Source organism: Streptomyces sp. NBC_00012, assembly GCF_045040875.1.
Classification (GTDB): Bacteria; Actinomycetota; Actinomycetes; order Streptomycetales; family Streptomycetaceae; genus Streptomyces.
In genome coordinates this window covers 6,063,389-6,081,673 of the sequence record NZ_CP108309.1, presented here as the reverse complement: position 1 = coordinate 6,081,673, position 18,285 = coordinate 6,063,389, and the positions used below count along the sequence as shown (strand labels likewise).

Annotated in this window: 16 protein-coding genes; 7 read left to right on the top strand and 9 right to left on the bottom strand. The window is 69.3% G+C overall.

Annotation, left to right across the window (positions count from 1 at the left end):
- Window positions 1-168 precede the first annotated feature (168 nt).
- Window positions 169-1,332 (bottom strand): HpcH/HpaI aldolase/citrate lyase family protein, encoded by a 1,164-nt coding sequence (locus OHA19_RS27895; protein ID WP_405712296.1) that lies wholly within the window; start codon window positions 1,330-1,332, stop codon window positions 169-171.
- 220 nt (window positions 1,333-1,552) lie between these two features.
- Here OHA19_RS27895 and OHA19_RS27890 point away from each other — a divergent pair, with 220 nt between their 5' ends.
- Window positions 1,553-2,416, top strand: coding sequence for a TerD family protein (locus tag OHA19_RS27890; protein ID WP_405712298.1), 864 nt, complete (start codon window positions 1,553-1,555; stop codon window positions 2,414-2,416).
- A gap of 102 nt (window positions 2,417-2,518) precedes the next feature.
- On the opposite strand, the gene OHA19_RS27885 is transcribed toward OHA19_RS27890, so the two are convergent.
- From OHA19_RS27885 to OHA19_RS27860, 6 genes are all read right to left on the bottom strand, one after another.
- On the bottom strand, window positions 2,519-3,253 hold the full coding sequence (locus OHA19_RS27885; RefSeq protein WP_405712299.1) for a Tellurium resistance: 735 nt from the start codon (window positions 3,251-3,253) through the stop codon (window positions 2,519-2,521).
- Between the two features lie 174 nt (window positions 3,254-3,427).
- The gene (locus tag OHA19_RS27880) at window positions 3,428-4,570 is read right to left on the bottom strand and encodes a DUF475 domain-containing protein (RefSeq protein WP_405712301.1); all 1,143 of its coding nucleotides are present in this window, start codon (window positions 4,568-4,570) and stop codon (window positions 3,428-3,430) included.
- Window positions 4,571-4,641: 71 nt separating this feature from the next.
- A complete protein-coding gene (locus OHA19_RS27875) occupies window positions 4,642-5,217 on the bottom strand; it encodes a TerD family protein (RefSeq protein WP_405712303.1) in 576 nt (191 codons plus the stop codon).
- Between the two features lie 170 nt (window positions 5,218-5,387).
- Window positions 5,388-5,963: a TerD family protein gene (locus OHA19_RS27870; protein ID WP_037696943.1), complete on the bottom strand. Its 576-nt coding sequence runs from the start codon at window positions 5,961-5,963 to the stop codon at window positions 5,388-5,390.
- Window positions 5,964-6,109: 146 nt separating this feature from the next.
- Complete coding sequence (locus OHA19_RS27865; protein ID WP_388579896.1) at window positions 6,110-6,568, bottom strand: peroxiredoxin; 459 nt, start codon at window positions 6,566-6,568, stop codon at window positions 6,110-6,112.
- Window positions 6,569-6,868: 300 nt separating this feature from the next.
- A complete protein-coding gene (locus OHA19_RS27860) occupies window positions 6,869-7,306 on the bottom strand; it encodes a DUF3052 domain-containing protein (RefSeq protein WP_405712305.1) in 438 nt (145 codons plus the stop codon).
- 471 nt (window positions 7,307-7,777) lie between these two features.
- On the opposite strand from OHA19_RS27860, the gene aceE reads away from it, so the two are divergent.
- Entirely contained in the window at window positions 7,778-10,519 is a 2,742-nt protein-coding gene (gene aceE, locus OHA19_RS27855) for a pyruvate dehydrogenase (acetyl-transferring), homodimeric type (RefSeq protein WP_405752064.1), read from the top strand.
- Window positions 10,520-10,589: 70 nt separating this feature from the next.
- On the opposite strand, the gene OHA19_RS27850 is transcribed toward aceE, so the two are convergent.
- Window positions 10,590-10,967 (bottom strand): peptidase inhibitor family I36 protein, encoded by a 378-nt coding sequence (locus OHA19_RS27850; protein WP_405712308.1) that lies wholly within the window; start codon window positions 10,965-10,967, stop codon window positions 10,590-10,592.
- 209 nt (window positions 10,968-11,176) lie between these two features.
- Complete coding sequence (locus tag OHA19_RS27845; protein ID WP_405712310.1) at window positions 11,177-12,787, bottom strand: MFS transporter; 1,611 nt, start codon at window positions 12,785-12,787, stop codon at window positions 11,177-11,179.
- A gap of 117 nt (window positions 12,788-12,904) precedes the next feature.
- Here OHA19_RS27845 and OHA19_RS27840 point away from each other — a divergent pair, with 117 nt between their 5' ends.
- The 5 genes from OHA19_RS27840 to OHA19_RS27820 all read left to right on the top strand — a co-directional run bounded on the left by OHA19_RS27840 (window position 12,905) and on the right by OHA19_RS27820 (window position 18,274).
- Window positions 12,905-13,582: a TetR family transcriptional regulator gene (locus OHA19_RS27840; RefSeq protein WP_405752061.1), complete on the top strand. Its 678-nt coding sequence runs from the start codon at window positions 12,905-12,907 to the stop codon at window positions 13,580-13,582.
- A 273-nt stretch (window positions 13,583-13,855) separates the two neighbouring features.
- Complete coding sequence (locus tag OHA19_RS27835) at window positions 13,856-15,067, top strand: alpha/beta hydrolase (RefSeq protein WP_405712312.1); 1,212 nt, start codon at window positions 13,856-13,858, stop codon at window positions 15,065-15,067.
- Window positions 15,068-15,151: 84 nt separating this feature from the next.
- Complete coding sequence (locus tag OHA19_RS27830; RefSeq protein WP_405712314.1) at window positions 15,152-16,120, top strand: DUF4429 domain-containing protein; 969 nt, start codon at window positions 15,152-15,154, stop codon at window positions 16,118-16,120.
- A 130-nt stretch (window positions 16,121-16,250) separates the two neighbouring features.
- The gene (locus tag OHA19_RS27825; RefSeq protein WP_405712316.1) at window positions 16,251-17,594 is read left to right on the top strand and encodes a sensor histidine kinase; all 1,344 of its coding nucleotides are present in this window, start codon (window positions 16,251-16,253) and stop codon (window positions 17,592-17,594) included.
- Window positions 17,591-18,274, top strand: coding sequence for a response regulator (locus OHA19_RS27820; protein ID WP_405752058.1), 684 nt, complete (start codon window positions 17,591-17,593; stop codon window positions 18,272-18,274). Before OHA19_RS27825 ends, OHA19_RS27820 begins: the two co-directional genes overlap by 4 nt.
- Window positions 18,275-18,285 lie beyond the last annotated feature (11 nt).

Sequence of the window (18,285 nt, the reverse complement as noted above, 5' to 3'; positions counted from 1 at the left end):
CGCTCTGCCGTTGCCAGCCGTCGTCCGCCGTCCGGCCGCTCTGCCGTTACTGCTCGTCGTCCGCCGTCCGGCCGCTCTGCCGTTGCCGGCCGTCGGCCTTGCCGTTCATCTCGTTTGCCGTTCATCTCGCGCTCGATCAGCGGGACGCCTTCGCGCCCCGCAGCGCGCTCACTCCGCCAGGCCCGCGGCCAGCAGCTCCACGAAGCCGGCGTCCTGCCTGGCCACGCCGAAGACCTCGGCCCGCAGCAGGGTCCGCTCGGCCCAGGCGCGGTGCGGCTTCACCTCGTTCATCTTGTTCGTGTACGCGGAGCGCATGACTCCACCGCCGCCGCGCTCCGGCCGCAGGATGTCCTTCGCGTCGCTGTACTCCTCGTGGCTGACCACGGACAGCGCGTGCACGGGTGCGACGTGCGAGGGGTGGATGCAGGTCTTGCCGAGCAGGCCGTTGGCCCGGTCGAGCTCGATCTCGCGCAGCAGGCCGTCCAGATCGTGCTCGATCAGCGCCGTGCGCAGCTCCTCGGCCCGGCCCTCCAGGAAGGGGCTGCGGCGCAGCTGGGGCTTGAACATGCGCTCCTGGAGCCGGAAGTACTCCCACACCGGCCCGGTGATCGTGAAGCCGGTGCCGTCCGCGCGGCCCAGCACGTTGACCACGTCGGCGATGACGGCGCCGACGATGTGCACGTCGTACGCCGTCATGTCAGGCGCCCTGCGCAGTCCGTACGCCGAGCAGAAGTCGGTGACGCCGAGCCGCAGCGCGAGCACCCGGTCGCGGTACTTGTCGACGGTGCGGGCTATTCCCTGGAGCGTTTCGCCCCGGGTCTCCAGATGCAGCAGCTCGGGCGATTCGAGAACGGGCATCGCGAACAGGCGCCGCCCGCATGCCTTTTCGGCGTTGGTGAGCGCTTCCATGAAGGGCACACCACGCTCTTCGGTGAACTTCGGAAGTACAAAACCAGACAACATCCGGACCGTGTCACCGAGACGGTGCACCAGGTCGCCCATCTGACCCGGCTCCCGGACCCGGATGAAAAGCAGCGGCACCTCGACACCGCGCGCGCCGAGGTCGGCGAACTGTCTGACCAGGTTCTCCTCGGCACCGGCGACCTCGGAGTCGTCGATCGAATCCTCCAGGCACAGCACCATCGAGACAACGCCACGCCCGGCCTGCTTGATGACGTCGTCAGCAAGTCTGGGACGGGTGGCGGGGCTGTACAGGGTCGCTCCCAGGGCGGCCGACAGCACGCGGGCCGACGAATCCGGACCGAACTCGCACGGCTCCTGGAAGAACAGCCCCTCCCTCGTAGCGGGCGCAATATGCCCGAAATGACGCATGTAACTCCCCCGAACTGACCGACCGGCCGGAAAACGCATGGCCGGTAATAGTACGTACGGACGGGTGTCAAGAGTTCCCCACGTGCATGAATTCCGGGTAACTCGTCCATTTCCCGATGGGTCGGAACGCCTCGGACCGTCTTCTTCCGGCGCGCCCCGAAGACATCCGGTACGACCCCCGCGTTGTCCGCGCGGGCAGCCAGCAGGCAGGATGACGGGCATGACGCACGCGATGGTGAAAGGCTCGAACGTCCCTCTGGACGCCATGGCCGTGAGGGCCGTGCTGTGCTGGACCCCGGGCGCCGGAGTTCCGGATGTGGACGCCTCGGCCCTGCTGCTCGGAGCCGGTGGCCGCGTGCGCTCGGACGAGGACTTCGTCTTCTACAACCAGCCCCGCCACCCCTCCGGCCTGGTACGACGGCTGCCGAAGCGCAGCCTCCCCGAGGGGCTCACGGACACCATCGAGGCCGACCTGGGCGGGCTGGACGCCTCGGTCGAGCAGGTGGTCGTCGCCGCGTCCTCCGACGGCGCCGCATTCGCTCAGGTGCGCGATCTGCGCATCCTGCTGTACGACTCGGCGTCGGCCGGCGGTGAGCCGCTCGCGGTCTTCGACGTGCGGCCCGAGACCGGCGAGGAGACGGCGATCATCTGCGGCGAGCTCTACCGGCGCGGCGATGGCTGGAAATTCCGAGCCGTGGGGCAGGGCTATCCGACCGGGTTGGTCGGGCTGGCGACAGCCTTCGGCATCTCGGTCGACGAGACCGCGGCCGACCCGGCCCCGTCGCAGGCGGCACCCCCCGCGCCCGCGCCGGTAACAGCGCCCGGGTTCCCGCCCGCGCCGCATTTCCCTCCGGCGACGGCGCCCGGCCCCGACTCACAGGTCACGGTCCAGCACCAACAGCCCGCGTACGGCTATCCGCAGCCCGCCGCGGCCCAGCCGGCTCCCCAGCCCGCATACGGGTACCCCCAGCCCGCCGCCGCCCAGCCGGCCCACGGCTATCCGCAGCCGGCCGCCGCCGCGGCACCCGCCCCGGACCCGAATTTCGTGCTGCCGCCGCAGGGACCGCAGTTCGTACGATCCTGAGGCCGGAGGCGAAGCCGGAGCTACACAGGCATCGGCGTCGGCACCACCGGCACCACCACCGATCCGAAGCGCCCGCCCCGGCACCATGCGCCGGGGCGCCGCTCAGGTCCGGGACTTGTAGCCGCGTCCCCACTGCATGCCGAAGCCGTACAACCGGTCCAGCTCCGACTGGAATCCGTAGACGAACTTCACCTCGCGCCGCACGATCAGCTCGTCCTTGATGTTCTCCACCGTGAACACGGCGCAGGAGCGGGCCTGCGGGGCCCGCTCGTCGAGCTCGATCTCGATCCGCGGGCCGTTGCCCGGGTAGAGCGTCACCTTGGCGTGCGTACGGTCGAAGGCCGGTGTCTGGTCGTAGATGTAGACGAAGAACAGCAGCCGTTTGATCTCGTCGCGCTGGTCGAGATTGACGTAGACGGTCTCACCCGAGGGCGCCCCGAAGCGGTCGTCCCCGCTGAGCCGGATGTACGGCGGCCCGTTCAGATCGCCGATGAGGTTGCCCAGCGGCTGGACCACACCCTTGGTGCCGTCCTTCAGCTCGTACATGCAGCCCAGGTCCAGGTCGACGTTGACCATGCCCTGGGTGTGCGCCTGGACCACATCGGGCTGGAAGAGCTTCAGCGGCCGCAGCAGCCGGCCGCTCTGCCGCGACCGGCCCATGATGTCCGACGTACGCATCTGCCAGGAGAGGTTGACCCGCAGATTACCGGTCAGCGCCCCCTGCTTGGTGAGCGAGACCGTGGCGTGCCGCCGGGTCAGCACGATGGAGCTGGTCGCCGCGCTGCCCGACTCGAACTGTGCCTCCCGCCGCGGCCACAGGCCGTCCCAGAACGCCATCCCCAACCCCCATGCATCTCAGTAGAAAAGTGCCCCGGTCCCGTGGCCGCCCCGTGCCTCGCCGGGGACGCCCACAGCACTGCGGGGCGGCCGCGGGGCCGGGTCCGGATGTCTCCGGAGAACCGTTGCCTCACGGACCGCCCCGCTTGAGAGCGTTCCTCAATCCCTACCGGGTCACACCCCGGACGGGACTTCCGCCTTGGAACCCTCTCCTTCGCCGCCTTCGGCTTCCAGCGCCTTGTTGCGCCGGACCGAGGACCAGAACGACCAGGCGATCAGCACGACGCCGGTCAGGCCGGTGATGAGCTCGTTGATCTGGTACTGGATGGTGACGAGCAGGAGCACGGCCAGCGCGCCGATGGCGTAGTGGGCGCCGTGCTCCAGGTAGACGTAGTCGTCCAGGGTGCCCTGACGGACCAGGTAGACCGTGAGCGAACGGACGTACATGGCGCCGATACCGAGGCCGAGGGCCATCAGCACGATGTTGTTGGTGACGGCGAAGGCACCGATGACGCCGTCGAACGAGAAGGAGGCGTCGAGCACTTCCAGGTAGAGGAACATGAAGAACGCGGCCTTGCCGGCGAGTACGACGGAAGAAACCTTCTTGCCGGACCGCTTGGCCTCTTCCTCGGCCTCGTGCTCGCGCTCTTCCTCCTCCTCCAGCTTGTTCTCGAAGAAGCCGGAGAGACCGCCGACGATGAGGTAGGTGATCAGACCCGCGATGCCGGAGAGCAGGACGGTCTCCGCCTTGTCCGCGTGGCCGCCGCCGTGCTGGTGCGCGTTGGTGGCGAAGGTCATGGCCGAGATCAGCAGCACGATCAGCGCGATGCAGACCGAGAGCATGTCGACCTTGCCGAGCTTGGCGAGCGGGCGCTCGATCCAGCGCAGCCACTGGATGTCACGGTCCTCGAAAATGAAGTCGAGGAAGATCATCAGCAGGAACATTCCACCGAAGGCGGCGATCGCCGGGTGGGCGTCCGTGACCAGTTCCTGGTAACGGTCGGGCTGGTTGAAGGAAAGATCGACAGCCTCGATCGGACCCAGCTTGGCGGTGATGGCCACGATCACGACGGGGAAGACCAGCCGCATACCGAAGACCGCGATGAGCACGCCGATCGTGAGGAAGATCTTCTGCCAGAAGGCATTCATCTTCTTCAGGATTCCGGCGTTGACCACCGCATTGTCGAAGGACAGCGAGATCTCCAGGACGGAAAGAATCGCGACGACACCGAAGGCTTCCCACCCCCCGTAGATCACCGCTGCGACCAGGCCGAGCGCGGTAACCGCGAACGACCAGCCGAAGGTTTTCAGAAGCACTGGCTTACCCCATCGTGTATGTAACGGGTCTCCCCCGAGATGTACGGGGCTCCCCCGCGCCGTGCGCGGCTTTACGAAACGTTGACCCCGAAGTCTAGAGCGATACCGCGCAGCCCGGACGCGTACCCCTGTCCCACTGCTCGGAACTTCCACTCGCCGTTGTACCGATAGAGCTCACCGAAGATCATCGCGGTTTCCGTCGAGGCGTCTTCGCTGAGGTCGTAACGCGCGAGTTCCTGGCCGTCCGCCTGGTTCACCACGCGGATGAACGCGTTGCTGACCTGGCCGAAGGTCTGGCCCCTGCTGTCGGCCTCATGGATCGAGACCGGGAAAATGATCTTGTCGCAGTGCGCCGGTACCTGGGTGAGATTCACGATGACCGATTCGTCGTCGCCCTCGCCCTCACCCGTGAGGTTGTCACCGGTGTGCTCCACGGAGCCGTCGGGGCTCGTGAGGTTGTTGTAGAACACGAACCATTCGTCACCGAGCACCCGGCCCGACTGGCACAGCAGCGCGCTGGCGTCGAGGTCGAAGTCGGCACCCGTGGTGGATCGTGCGTCCCAGCCGAGCCCGACCAGTACCTGGGTGAGGTTGGGTGCGGCCTTGGAGAGGGAGACATTGCCTCCCTTGGCGAGCGTGACGCCCATGGTGTGTGTCCTCCCCGATTCGATGAACCGTCTGCCGGCTCCGTCGAGCCGTCCAGGCCCCCGAGCCGTCTGTCGAGCGCGTCCGGCGCCGCACAGGGGTGCGGCGCCGGACGGGGTACTGCCGGCGTGACCCGGGCCGCGCCTCGACGGCCCGGCCCGGTCGCGCCCACTCAGACGTTGACGCCGAAGTCCTGCGCGATGCCGCGCAGCCCCGAGGCGTACCCCTGACCGATGGCACGGAACTTCCACTCCGCCCCGTTGCGGTACAGCTCGCCGAAGACCATGGCGGTCTCCGTCGAGGCGTCCTCGCTGAGGTCGTAGCGGGCCAGCTCGCTGTTGTCGGCCTGGTTGACCACGCGGATGTACGCGTTGCGCACCTGGCCGAAGCTCTGCTGCCGGGTCTCGGCCTCGTAGATCGAGACCGGGAAGACGATCTTGTCGACATCGGCCGGGACACCGGCCAGGTTCACCTTGATGACCTCGTCGTCGCCCTCGCCCTCACCGGTGAGGTTGTCACCGGTGTGCTCGACGGAACCGTCGGGGCTCTTGAGGTTGTTGAAGAAGACGAAGTTTCCGTCGCTGCCGACCTTGCCCTCGGCGTTCGTCAGCAGTGCGCTGGCGTCGAGGTCGAAGTCACCACCGGTGGTGGTGCGAGCGTCCCAGCCGAGACCGACCACGACCGCGGTCAGGTTCGGTGCGGCCTTGGTCAGCGAGACGTTGCCGCCCTTGCTGAGGCTGACTCCCACGAGTCCTCCCATTGGTTTCCTTGGGGGCCGGCACATGCCGGCGCCTCCACTTGCGTTGGCATCCGATCAACGACTGGATCCTAGTGACCGGTTCCCGGCGAAGCAGGCTTTTAGCCAGGTCGCGCACGGATCCACCGGATACCGGATCAGAGCGCGCCGAGCGCCTTGACGTAGTCGTTGAGGTCACGGGCGTCGGGCAGACCGTTGACGACGGTCCAGCGCACCACGCCCTCCTTGTCGATGATGAAGGTGCCGCGCACCGCGCAGCCCTTCTCCTCGTCGAAGACGCCGTAGGCCCGCGAGGTCTCGCCGTGCGGCCAGAAGTCCGAGACCAGCGGGTATTCGAGGCCCTCCTGCTCGGCGAAGACGCGCAGGGTGTGAATGGAGTCGTTGGACACGGCGAGCAGCTGCGTGTCGTCGTTCTCGAACTTCGGCAGCTCGTCGCGGAGCGCGCAGAGCTCACCCGTGCAGACGCCCGTGAAGGCGAACGGGTAGAACAGCAGCACCACGTTCTTCTCGCCACGGAAGTCGGAGAGCTTCACGGTCCGGCCGTGGTTGTCCTTCAGCTCGAAATCCGGGGCCTTGGTGCCGACCTCGATCGCCATGAGAAGCGTCCCTTCGCTACGTTCACCGGGCTGGGCTGTCCGGGTGGCTCCCACCCTACGCAGAGCCCGCAGCGGGCCACGAAGCGCCCGCGCTAGGGCAGCGACGCGCCGGAACGGCCCGCCCGGCTGCCGCGCCCCGGTGGCCGCACGAAGTCCCCGGTGGCCGCGCAGAGCCTCCGGGGACCGCACGAAGCCTCCGGCCATACGAAGGCCGCTCGCACGAAGCCCCCGGTCGCACGAAGGCCCCCGGCGGCTCGGTGCCGTCGGGGGCCTTCAAGGCGAATGCGTGGCGAGCGTGTTTCAGCGCTTGGCCTTGGCCGCCTTCGGCGTGACCAGGCGGCTGCCCGCCCAGTCCTTGCCGGCGTTGATGCTCTTGGTCTGGGAGAGACCGGCCGTCTGTGCGGCCTCGTTGATGTCGCTCGGTTCGACGTACCCATCACGGCCGGTCTTCGGCGTCATCAGCCAGACCGTACCGCCGTCCTCGATCAGACCAATGGCATCCACCAGCGCGTCCGTAAGGTCGCCGTCCTCGTCGCGGAACCACAGCAGGACGGCATCTGCGACGTCCTCGTAGTCCTCATCGACGAGATCCTGGCCGATTGTGGCTTCAATGCCCTCACGGAGCTCCTGCTCGACGTCGTCGTCGTAGCCGATCTCCTGGACCACCTGTCCGGGCTCGAACCCCAGGCGTGCTGCCGGGTTGGTCCGCTCCTCCGCGTGGTCCGCGGTCGCGCTCACGGGTTGCCTCCTGATCATGTTTCGGAAAATGCTTGTGGCCACGCGCGTGCGCGGGGCGTTGGCCGTAGTCCACACGGGAGCGGCGGATCGCGCAAGTACCCAGCGTGCGAGACCGCCTAAACGGTGACGTTCCCTGCCACGTCGCCGCACTGTCGGCGGATCCCCTGCGGGGCCCGGCGCTACCGTCCACACCCTTTACGTCCTTCCACAGCTTATGCCGTTTCGGTCCGCCATTCGGAGTCGAACATCCTTTGGGAACGCTTGGACGGGTTGGGCGTATGGTTGCGGTTTGGCCCGACCCATCCCCGCGCTCCGGCCGCAATGTCTCGCAACACGGCGGTTACCCCTCGGTAGAGATGACGTTTGCGCCCTCGCGGTACACGATGGTGATGGCGCACTTGCATACATCCCGGGGGCATGTTCTCCCTCCATCAGGCCCCGAAGAGCACCACCGAACAGCGAAGGAATAGCGTGGCTTCCGGATCCGATCGCAACCCGATCATCATTGGCGGCCTGCCGAGCCAGGTCCCGGACTTCGATCCCGAAGAGACCCAGGAATGGCTCGACTCGCTCGACGCCGCGGTCGACGAGCGAGGCCGCGAGCGGGCCCGTTATCTGATGCTCCGGCTCATCGAGCGCGCGCGTGAGAAGCGCGTCGCCGTGCCGGAGATGCGCAGTACGGACTACGTGAACACGATCGCCACGAAGGACGAGCCGTTCTTCCCCGGCGACGAGGAGATCGAGCGCAAGGTCCTCAACGCGACCCGCTGGAACGCGGCCGTGATGGTGTCGCGCGCCCAGCGTCCGGGCATCGGCGTCGGCGGCCACATCGCCACCTTCGCCTCCTCGGCCTCGCTGTACGACGTGGGCTTCAACCACTTCTTCCGGGGCAAGGACGACGGCCTGGGCGGCGACCAGATCTTCTTCCAGGGGCACGCGTCCCCGGGCATCTACGCCCGCGCCTTCCTGCTCGACCGCCTGAGCGAGGCCCAGCTCGACGCCTTCCGCCAGGAGAAGTCGAAGGCGCCCAACGGCCTGTCCAGCTACCCGCACCCGCGGCTGATGCCGGACTTCTGGGAGTTCCCGACCGTCTCGATGGGCCTCGGCCCGCTCGGCGCGATCTACCAGGCCCGGATGAACCGCTACATGGAGGCGCGCGGCATCGCCGACACCTCCAAGTCCCATGTCTGGGCGTACCTGGGCGACGGCGAGATGGACGAGCCCGAGTCGCTCGGCCAGCTCTCCATCGCCGCCCGTGAGGGCCTGGACAACCTCACCTTCGTGGTCAACTGCAACCTCCAGCGGCTCGACGGCCCGGTGCGCGGCAACGGCAAGATCATCCAGGAGCTGGAGTCGCAGTTCCGCGGTGCCGGGTGGAACGTCATCAAGCTGGTCTGGGACCGCTCCTGGGACCCGCTGCTGGCGCAGGACCGCACGGGCATCCTGGTCAACAAGCTGAACACCACGCCGGACGGCCAGTTCCAGACGTACGCCACCGAGTCGGGCGCGTACATCCGTGAGCACTTCTTCGGGGACGACCCGCGGCTGCGCGACATGGTCAAGGACATGACCGACGACCAGGTCCTGCACCTGGGCCGCGGCGGTCACGACCACAAGAAGGTCTACGCGGCCTACGCGGCGGCCAAGGGCCACAAGGGCCAGCCGACGGTGATCCTGGCGCAGACGGTCAAGGGCTGGACCCTGGGCCCGAACTTCGAGGGCCGCAACGCGACCCACCAGATGAAGAAGCTCACGGTCGAGGACCTCAAGCGGTTCCGTGACCGGCTGCACATCCCGATCACGGACAAGCAGCTGGACGAGGGCTACCCGCCCTACTACCACCCGGGCCGCGACTCGGAGGAGATCCAGTACATGCACGACCGCCGCAAGGGTCTGGGCGGTTACGTCCCGACCCGGGTGGTGCGTGCGAAGCCGCTGGTCCTGCCCGAGGACAAGACGTACGCGACCGCGAAGAAGGGTTCGGGTCAGCAGTCGATCGCCACCACCATGGCGTTCGTCCGCATCCTGAAGGACCTCATGCGGGACAAGGAGATCGGCAAGCGTTTCGTGCTGATCGCGCCCGACGAGTACCGCACCTTCGGCATGGACGCCTTCTTCCCGAGCGCGAAGATCTACAACCCGCTCGGCCAGCAGTACGAGGCGGTGGACCGGGATCTGCTGCTCGCGTACAAGGAGTCGCCGACCGGCCAGATGCTGCACGACGGCATCTCGGAGGCCGGCTGCACGGCGTCGCTGATCGCCGCCGGTTCGGCGTACGCCACGCACGGCGAGCCGCTGATCCCGGTGTACGTCTTCTACTCGATGTTTGGTTTCCAGCGCACCGGTGACCAGTTCTGGCAGATGGCCGACCAGCTCGCGCGCGGCTTCGTGCTGGGTGCGACCGCCGGCCGTACGACGCTGACCGGTGAAGGTCTCCAGCACGCGGACGGCCACTCGCAGCTGCTCGCCTCGACCAACCCGGGCTGTGTCGCGTACGACCCGGCGTTCGGGTACGAGATCGCGCACATCGTCAAGGACGGTCTGCGGCGGATGTACGGCGGGACCCCCGAGGAGAACGAGGACGTCTTCTACTACCTCACGGTCTACAACGAGCCGATCCAGCACCCGGCCGAGCCGGAGAACGTGGACGTCGAGGGCATCCTCAAGGGCGTCTACCGCTTCAAGGCCGCCGACCGGGGCGAGATCCCGGCCCAGATCATGGCGTCCGGTGTGGCGGTCCCGTGGGCGGTCGAGGCGCAGCGGATCCTCGCCGACGAGTGGAACGTCCGGGCGGACGTCTGGTCGGCGACCTCCTGGAACGAGCTGCGCCGCGAGGCCGTGGACGTGGAGCGGTACAACCTGCTGCACCCGGAGGAGGAGCAGCGCGTCCCGTACGTCACGCGGAAGCTCTCCGGCTCCGAGGGTCCGTTCGTGGCGGTCTCGGACTGGATGCGTTCGGTGCCGGACCAGATCGCGCGCTGGGTGCCCGGTGCGTACCAGTCGCTGGGTGCGGACGGCTTCGGCTTCGCCGACACCCGTGGCGCGGCCCGCCGGTTCTTCCACATCGACGCGCAGTCGATCGTCCTCGCGGTGCTCACCGAGCTCGCGAAGGAGAACCGGATCGACCGTTCGCTGCTGAAGCAGGCCATCGACCGGTACGAGCTGCTGGATGTCACGGCGGCCGCTCCGGGCGCGGCCGGCGGCGACGCGTAGGGCCGGCAGAGTACGTACGAAGGGCGGCGGGGCCGGGAGGTCCCGCCGCCCTTCGGCGTTCGGAGGCCGGTCAGTTCTCCCAGACCTTGAAGGCCCGGACCTGGTACGGCGACCGGGGCACCCAGGTGCCGCCGCCCGGGTAGGTCTCGAACTCACCGGTCTCGGCGCATTCCGCCGACTGGTACGTGGTGACGGGGCGGCCGGTGCGGTTGGCGAGCGCCTGGACACTGCTGCCCTTCGGCAGCGGTACGCAGCTCTCGATGTCGATCGTGGACAGCTCGTGGGTCCGGCGGGTGCCGGCGAACTCCGGCTCGTCCCAGAGGCAGAGCTGACCGGCGCCGCAGGATCCGAGCCGGACGGGCGCGGAGTGGGCGGCGGTCTGCGGGATCAGGGCGGTGGCGGCCAGGGAAGCGGCGGCCAGGGTGGTGGCAAGAACGGTCGTGCGCATGGAAATCGTCCCCCGTGGTGGTGCGAATCAGTTGCATGCACCCTGACCTGCGAAGAAGCGCCGGGGGAAGAGGGTGCGGGGCACGCCACCCTGATAGGCGACAGCCCCGCCGGAAGGGTCCGGCGGGGCTGTTGTACGCACTGTGTTGACGCGTGGGCGCATGGCCCGGGGACGTATGGGCGCAGGGCCCGGGGCGTCACGGTGTCCGGTCAGATGTGACCGGCGCCCGCTCCCGCCTCGGCGTTCGCACCGCGCTTGGTGAGCGTGGCGACCAGCGCGGCGACCACCGCGACGACGCCGGCGACCATGAACGCCGTGCTCATACCCGACACGAAGGTGTCATGGGCGACGCCCGCGATCTTCCCCGCGATCTCCGGCGGGACCTTCCCGTCCACCGGCGGGATGCCGACCTTGACGGCCGAGGAGGCCTGGTCCAGCTGCTCCGGGCTCAGCGGCGGGAGCTGAGCCGCCTTCCAGTTGTCGCCCAGCTTGGAGTCGACCTGGGAGGCCATGACGGCACCGAGCACCGCTGTACCGAGGCTGCCGCCGACCTGCATGGCGGCCTGCTGGAGACCGCCCGCGACGCCGGAGAGCTCCATCGGGGCGTTGCCGACGATGACCTCGGTGGCGCCGACCATCACCGGGGCGAGGCCGAGGCCGAGCAGACCGAACCAGATCGACATGGTCAGCGTGGAGGTGCCGATCTCCAGCTGGGACATGCCGAACATGGCGACCGCCGTGCACACCATGCCGCCGACCAGCGGGACCCGCGGGCCGAACTTGGTGATCATGGCGCCCGCCAGCGGCGAGGCGACGATCATCATGCCGGTCAGCGGCAGCAGGTGCAGACCGCTGTCGACCGGGCTCAGACCGTGCACGTTCTGGAGGTAGAAGGTGACGAAGAACAGCCCGCCCATGAACGCGAAGGCCATCAGCACCATCAGGACCGCCCCCGCGGACAGCGGAATGGAGCGGAACATCGCGAGCGGGATCAGCGGTTCCCTGACGTTCTTCTGGGAGAGCGCGAAGACCACGAACAGGGCCAAGGCGGCGCCCAGGAAGCCGAGTGTCCTGTAGTCGCCCCAGCCCCACTCGGATCCCTTGATGAGCGCCCAGATCAGGCAGAACATCGCCTGCGACAACAGCACGATGCCGCCGATGTCGAAGGAGCGCGGCGCGTTCTCGGCGCGGTGGTCCTTGAGGATGACCAGGCCCAGCACCAGCGCGATCACACCGACCGGCACATTGATGAAGAAGACGGACTGCCAGCTGACGTGCTCGACGAGCACGCCGCCGAGGATCGGACCACCGGCGGTCGAGGCGCCGATCACCATGCCCCAGATGCCGATCGCCATGTTCAGCTTCTCGGCCGGGAAGGTGGCGCGCAGCAGGCCGAGCGCCGCGGGCATCAGCAGGGCGCCGAAGAGGCCCTGGAGCACTCGGAACACGATCACCAGCGTGACGCTGTCGGAGAGGCCGATGGCCCCGGATGACGCGGCGAAGCCCACGACACCTATGAGGAAGGTCTGACGGTGACCGAACCGGTCACCGAGTTTGCCCGCGGTGATCAGGGAGACCGCGAGGGCGAGCATGTAGCCGTTGGTGATCCACTGGACGTCTGCGAGCGAGGCGTTCAGATCCTGCTGGATGGCGGGGTTGGCGATCGCGACGATCGTGCCGTCGAGCGCGACCATCATCACGCCGATGGCCACGGAGAAGAGCGTCAGCCAGGGGTGGCCGCGCAGCCCCTTGGCCGGTGCGGGAGCGGCGATTTCCTTCGGCTCCCGCGACGCCTTGTCGACGGTGGTCTGACTAGTCATGTCCGGGACATTAGTGTCAGCCGCTGACAGTTGACAAACCATTTCACAAGTCAGTAACTGTCATGTAGCTCACAGGTACGCTGAGCTGGATAAATCAGGAGAAAGAAGGCCAGTCGAGTGACCGCTGGGCAGCAGGCCGCGCATCCGACCGGGCTGCGCGAACGGAAGAAGCGACGCACCCGGGACGCCCTGCTGCACGCCGCCCTCGATCTTTTCACCACGCAGGGGTACGACGAGACCACCGTCGACGAGATCGCCGAGGCCGTGGAGGTCTCCCAGCGCACGTTCTTCCGCTACTTCGCCAGCAAGGAGGAGGCCGCCTTCGCCATCCAGGACATGGTGGAGGCGCGCTTCCTCGCGGAGCTGCGCCGGCGCCCCGCCGCCGAGACCCCGTTCGAGGCGCTGCGCAGCGCGGTCCTCTGCGCCTGGAACAGCATCGACGAGACGATCAAGGAGATCGTCACGGTCGAAGTCCACATGCGCACGTACCGGATGATCGAGTCGACGCCTTCGCTGCTCGCCGCCCATCTGCGCCGGTGCACGGGCCTGGAGAACCAGATCGCGCTGCTGATCGCCGGGCGCGAAGGGCTCGACGTGGACGAGGACCCGCGGCCGAGGGTCGCCGTGGCCGCGTTCTGCGGGGTGCTGCGGGTGACCGGTCAGCTCTGGGGGCGGGGCCGGGACGCCGGGGTGGACTCGCTGCGCACCCTGACCGAGGCGTACCTGGACCAGCTCGGACCGGCCCTGGCCGGCAACTGGCGTACGGAGTCCGGCGCGGCGGCGGGCGCCGCGTAACGACGCGGGGCGGGGCCTCGGGGCCAGGGCGGAGCCGCGGGCCGGGCGTCGCCCCCGCCCGATGTGCCGCACGCCTCAGTGGAGCGGCATGACCGACTTCACAACAGCCGTGCCCCGGCGGCCAGATACAGCCTCCAGGTACCGCTCCGAGCGCCTGAGCGTACGCGTGACAACCACACAGCGTGAAAAGTGCGGCACTGAATTCCCCGCAGCGGAGTGATGTGTGTCACCCTCTTCACGGCTGCCGTCGTGCGTCTCCTAGTGTGGGCCGAAGTGACTTCCTTCGACTCCTCCCCCACGCTCACCGCATGGCGCGCGCTGCTCGCCGTCGCGGTCGTGTTCGTGATGCTGGCGACCACTGGGTGGACCGCCGTACGTCACCAACGCTCCGACGAGCCACGTACCGTCGCACTGGCCGCCTGGGCGCGGGGCCGGGTGGCGGGCCATGCGCTGCCGGACGCCGACGCGCCGCCGTACCGGCTGGCCCACTTCTTCGCCACGCTCACGGCCGCGCAGCGCGCCGGGCTGGCCGACAAGTACCCCTTGGTCGTGGGCAATCTGAACGGCGCGCCGGTGACTCTGCGCTACCGCGCCAATCGGCGCGCCGTGGTGCAGGCGCGGAAGGTCGAGCGGCAGCGCATGCACGATGTGCGGCTCTCCCCCGACGGCCGCGCCGAGGCGGTCCGCCGGATGCACCGCTTCGGTTCGATGCTCGCCCGCGGCCGTCACTTCCTCGCCTTCGACCCGTCCGGGAAGGGCCGCGCCGCGGAGGTGTTCGGCAGTCTCGACCGGGCCGAACGGATCTCCGTGATCGTCCCCGGCGTCGACACCAATCTGCTGACGCTGGAGCGGCCCGAGCCCAAGGTGAACGCCGCCCCGGTCGGCATGGCGAAGTCGCTGTACGCGGCCGAGCGCGCCGCGCGCCCCGGCACCCGTACCGCCGTCATCGCCTGGGCCGACTACACCACGCCCGCCGGGATCGGCATGGACGCGGCCCTGGGCAACCTCGCCGAGCGCGGGGCGGTGCGGCTGAACGCACTGGTGGAGGCGTTGCCCGGCGGCGCCCCGGTCTCGTTGTTCTGCCACAGCTACGGCTCGGTGCTGTGCGGGGTCGCCGCACATGAACTGCCCGCCAGGGTCGGCGACATCGCGGTGGCCGGCAGCCCCGGCATGCGGGTGGAGAACGCCGCGCAGCTGCGCACCGGGGCCAGGGTCTGGGCGATGCGCGACCGGGGCGACTGGATCGAGGACGTACCGAACCTGGAGCTCGGCGGCCTGGGCCACGGGGCCGACCCGGTCGACCCCGGCTTCGGCGCGCGGATCGTCTCGGCGGGCGACGCGGTCGGGCACAGCGGCTATTTCGAGCCGGGCACCGAGAGCCTCGGCAACTTCGCCGCCATCGGCGTGGGCGCCTACGAGTCGGTGAGCTGCGCGCCCGCCGACAACACCTGCCACGAAACAATCACCGGAAGCCGGGCCGTCTGACCGTCACAAGGCCTCGGTGAGCCATTAATAGCAGCCTGCGCCGAGGGGGGACGTGTGGGGCAAGTGCCGCATACGATGAGGCACATGGGTGATGTGCTGGCCGGAATTCATGCCACCTGGGAGTTCGACACCGACTCCGTGCTCATCCGCTTCGAACGGGGGATCCGCACGCCGAAGCTCTTCCAGAGCCTGCGTGAACGCCGCGTGCCGCACGCGGCGCTGTCGTCGGTGACGCTCACCCCGGGCAAGCGGGGCACGGTGGTCCTGCGTGCCGTGCCGAGACACGGTGCCGACCCGCTGGTCGAGGCCGCGGCCGGGCAGCTGAAGGACGGGAACGATCCGTACCGGCTGGTGCTCCCCGCCGAGCGCGAGACGCTGGCCGAGTACTACGCGGACGAACTGCGCGCCCGGCTCGGCCCCGACGCGGCGGAGCCCGCCGACCGGTTCCTGGTCGCGGCGCCCGAGGCGCCGATGCAGTTCAAGGCGTACGACGGCCGGGCCGGCTTCGACGGGCACCGGGTCTCCTTCCGCTGGTTCTGGACGGGTGCCTCCACGGCGAAGTGGAAGGCCGGCGACCAGACGTTCCCGGTGACGGAGCTGAGCGGTGTCGAGTGGCGCTGCCCGGAGGGGTTCGAGGGCTACCTGAGGCTGGTGCCGAGGGGCCTGGAGAACGCGGTCCCGGGACCGGGCGCGGGCGCGTCTCCCGACCCGGGCGGTGCTTCGGGCCTGGTCGCGGATCCGGGTGCCGTGTACGGCCGGCAGCCGATGACGCCCCGCCCCACCCGCGCCGATCAGGACCCCGCCGCGGTGGTCTTCGGCCTCGGCTACGGCCCCGTGCACGAGTCGCTGCCGTTCGCCGCGGCCGTGCTGGAATCGGTGCGCAGGAACCATTCCTCAGCCGCCACGCCCGCGTCCGTCCTGGCGGGCGCGGGGCGGCGCGACCCGGCGGACATCGCGGAGCGGATACGGCACCTCGGGGAGCTGCACCTGGCCGGGCTGGTGACGGACGACGAGTTCAGCGCCAAGAAGGCCCAGCTGCTCGCCGAGCTGTAGGGCCTTTCCGCGAAGTCCTGCCCGGCTCGCGGATCGGGCCGGGTAGTACTCCCGTACGAGAAGCCCGGCCGCGGGCCGAAACCCGGGTACGACGCCACCGGGCCGGTCCGCTGCCTACGCTGATGCGGCCATGACCACTTCCCCGCCCCGCACTCCGGCCGAGACACCGCGCCCGCAGCCCGCCGCCGACGGCCTGGTGAGCGCCGCCCGCCGCAACCTGCGCAAGAGCGCCCACGGCCTCTCCCACCCGTCCCATCCCCCGGTCCCGCCGCTCGCGGGCGCGCGCAAGCGGTGGCGGAGGCTGGTGCCGTACGTGGTCGTCCTCGCCCTCACGGCGCTCTTCCTCCCGGTCACGCTCACGGTGCTGACCAACCAGTACGGAGTGGCCGACGCGCTGGCGGGCCTGCTGGCCGTCGCCCAGACGGCGCCGCTGCTGATGCTGGCGCACCGCCCGTTGCAGGCGTGGTGGATCATCTTCCCCGCCGACATCCTGGGCGCACTGGTACTGCTCGGGTACCCGTCCCAGCCGATGGGCATCTGGCCGTGGCCCCCGCCCACGCTGATCTGCTACTTCTTCGTGATGCTGGCGGTGGCCCTGCGCGAGACCCGGCGGACCGTGATCTCCGTCTGGGCGCTGACCGCCGCGGCGAGCCTGGTCCTGCACCTGAGCGCCACGGACCGCAGCAACGGCACCTCGGCACTGCTCCCGGCGTTCAGCGCGGTGTTCATGGTGATCGGTGCGGTGATACGGGAACGGGGCGTCGCACAGCGCCGGCTCGCCGAGCAGGAGACCATCAACGAGGCCGAGCGGGCGCAGCGCACGCTGCTGGAGGAGCGCACCAGGATCGCCCGTGAGCTGCACGACGTGGTCGCGCACCACATGTCCGTGATCACGGTCCAGGCCGACTCCGCGCCCTACCGGATCAGCGGGCTGCCGGAGCAGGCGCACGAGGAGTTCGCCGCGATCGCGGCGAGCGCACGGGAGTCGCTGACGGAGATGCGACGACTGCTGACGGTGCTGCGCAGCGACGGCACGGAGGGCGAGCGGGCACCGCAGCCCGGACTCGACCGGGTGCAGCAGTTGGTGGAGGCGACGGTGCGGGCGGGGCTGCCGGCCGAGCTGTCGCTCTCCGCCCGACTGCCTGACGTACCGCAGGCGGTGGACCTGTCCGCGTACCGGATCGTGCAGGAGGCCCTGGCCAACGTGCTCCGCCACGCGCCCGGTGCGCGGACCCGGATATCGATCACGTCCGACGGCGCGCATCTGACCGTCCTGGTGGTCAACGACCGGGCGGAGCAGCCCGATTCACCGCTGGAGGCGACCGGGACGGGGCACGGGCTGGTCGGTATGCGCGAACGCGTACGGTTGACCGGCGGCACGCTGGACACCGGACCGCTGCCCGACGGCGGCTTCCGGGTGGCGGCGCGGCTGCCCCTCGACCCTGCTACGCCCCCGGCCCCGGAGGACTCTTGACCATTCGCGTGATCATCGTCGACGACCAGGCCATGGTGCGGGCGGGGTTCGCGGCGCTTCTGGCGGCGCAGAGCGACATCGATGTGGCCGGTGAGGCAGCGGACGGGCGCCGGGGCATCGAGGTGAGCCGGAGCGTCCACCCCGACGTGGTCCTGATGGACGTCCGGATGCCCGAGATGGACGGCCTGGCGGCGGCCCGCGAGCTGCTGAACCCGCCGGCCGGGGTAGTGCACCGGCCGAAGGTCCTGATGCTCACCACGTTCGACGTGGACGACTACGTGTACGAGGCGCTGCGCGCCGGGGCGTCTGGTTTCCTGCTGAAGGACGCACCGCCGGCCGACCTGATCTCGGCGGTGCGGGTGGTCGCGGCGGGCGAGGCGCTGCTCGCGCCGTCCGTGACGCGCCGCCTGATCGCCGACTTCGCCCGGCAGGGCCCGACCGGGGCCACCCGCAGCGGCCAGTCGCTGCGGGTGAACGGGCTGACTCCGCGCGAGACGGAGGTGCTCGAACTGATCGCGCGGGGCCTGTCCAACCAGGAGATCGCGGGGAAGCTGGTGCTGGCCGAGCAGACGGTGAAGACCCACATTGGCCGGGTACTGGCCAAGCTGGACCTGCGGGACCGGGCACAGGCGGTGATCTTCGCGTACGAGGCGGGGGTCGTAGTGCCCGGCGAGGGGTGAGGGTCCGGTCC

Coding starts and splice junctions, on each gene's coding strand:
- OHA19_RS27890 (WP_405712298.1), top strand. CDS start 1,553: ATGACGCACGCGATGGTGAAAGGCTCGAACGTCCCTCTGGACGCCATG.
- OHA19_RS27830 (WP_405712314.1), top strand. CDS start 15,152: ATGGGTGATGTGCTGGCCGGAATTCATGCCACCTGGGAGTTCGACACC.
- OHA19_RS27895 (WP_405712296.1), bottom strand. CDS start 1,332: ATGCGTCATTTCGGGCATATTGCGCCCGCTACGAGGGAGGGGCTGTTC.
- OHA19_RS27845 (WP_405712310.1), bottom strand. CDS start 12,787: ATGACTAGTCAGACCACCGTCGACAAGGCGTCGCGGGAGCCGAAGGAA.
- OHA19_RS27825 (WP_405712316.1), top strand. CDS start 16,251: ATGACCACTTCCCCGCCCCGCACTCCGGCCGAGACACCGCGCCCGCAG.
- OHA19_RS27865 (WP_388579896.1), bottom strand. CDS start 6,568: ATGGCGATCGAGGTCGGCACCAAGGCCCCGGATTTCGAGCTGAAGGAC.
- OHA19_RS27875 (WP_405712303.1), bottom strand. CDS start 5,217: ATGGGCGTCACGCTCGCCAAGGGAGGCAATGTCTCCCTCTCCAAGGCC.
- OHA19_RS27885 (WP_405712299.1), bottom strand. CDS start 3,253: ATGGCGTTCTGGGACGGCCTGTGGCCGCGGCGGGAGGCACAGTTCGAG.
- OHA19_RS27850 (WP_405712308.1), bottom strand. CDS start 10,967: ATGCGCACGACCGTTCTTGCCACCACCCTGGCCGCCGCTTCCCTGGCC.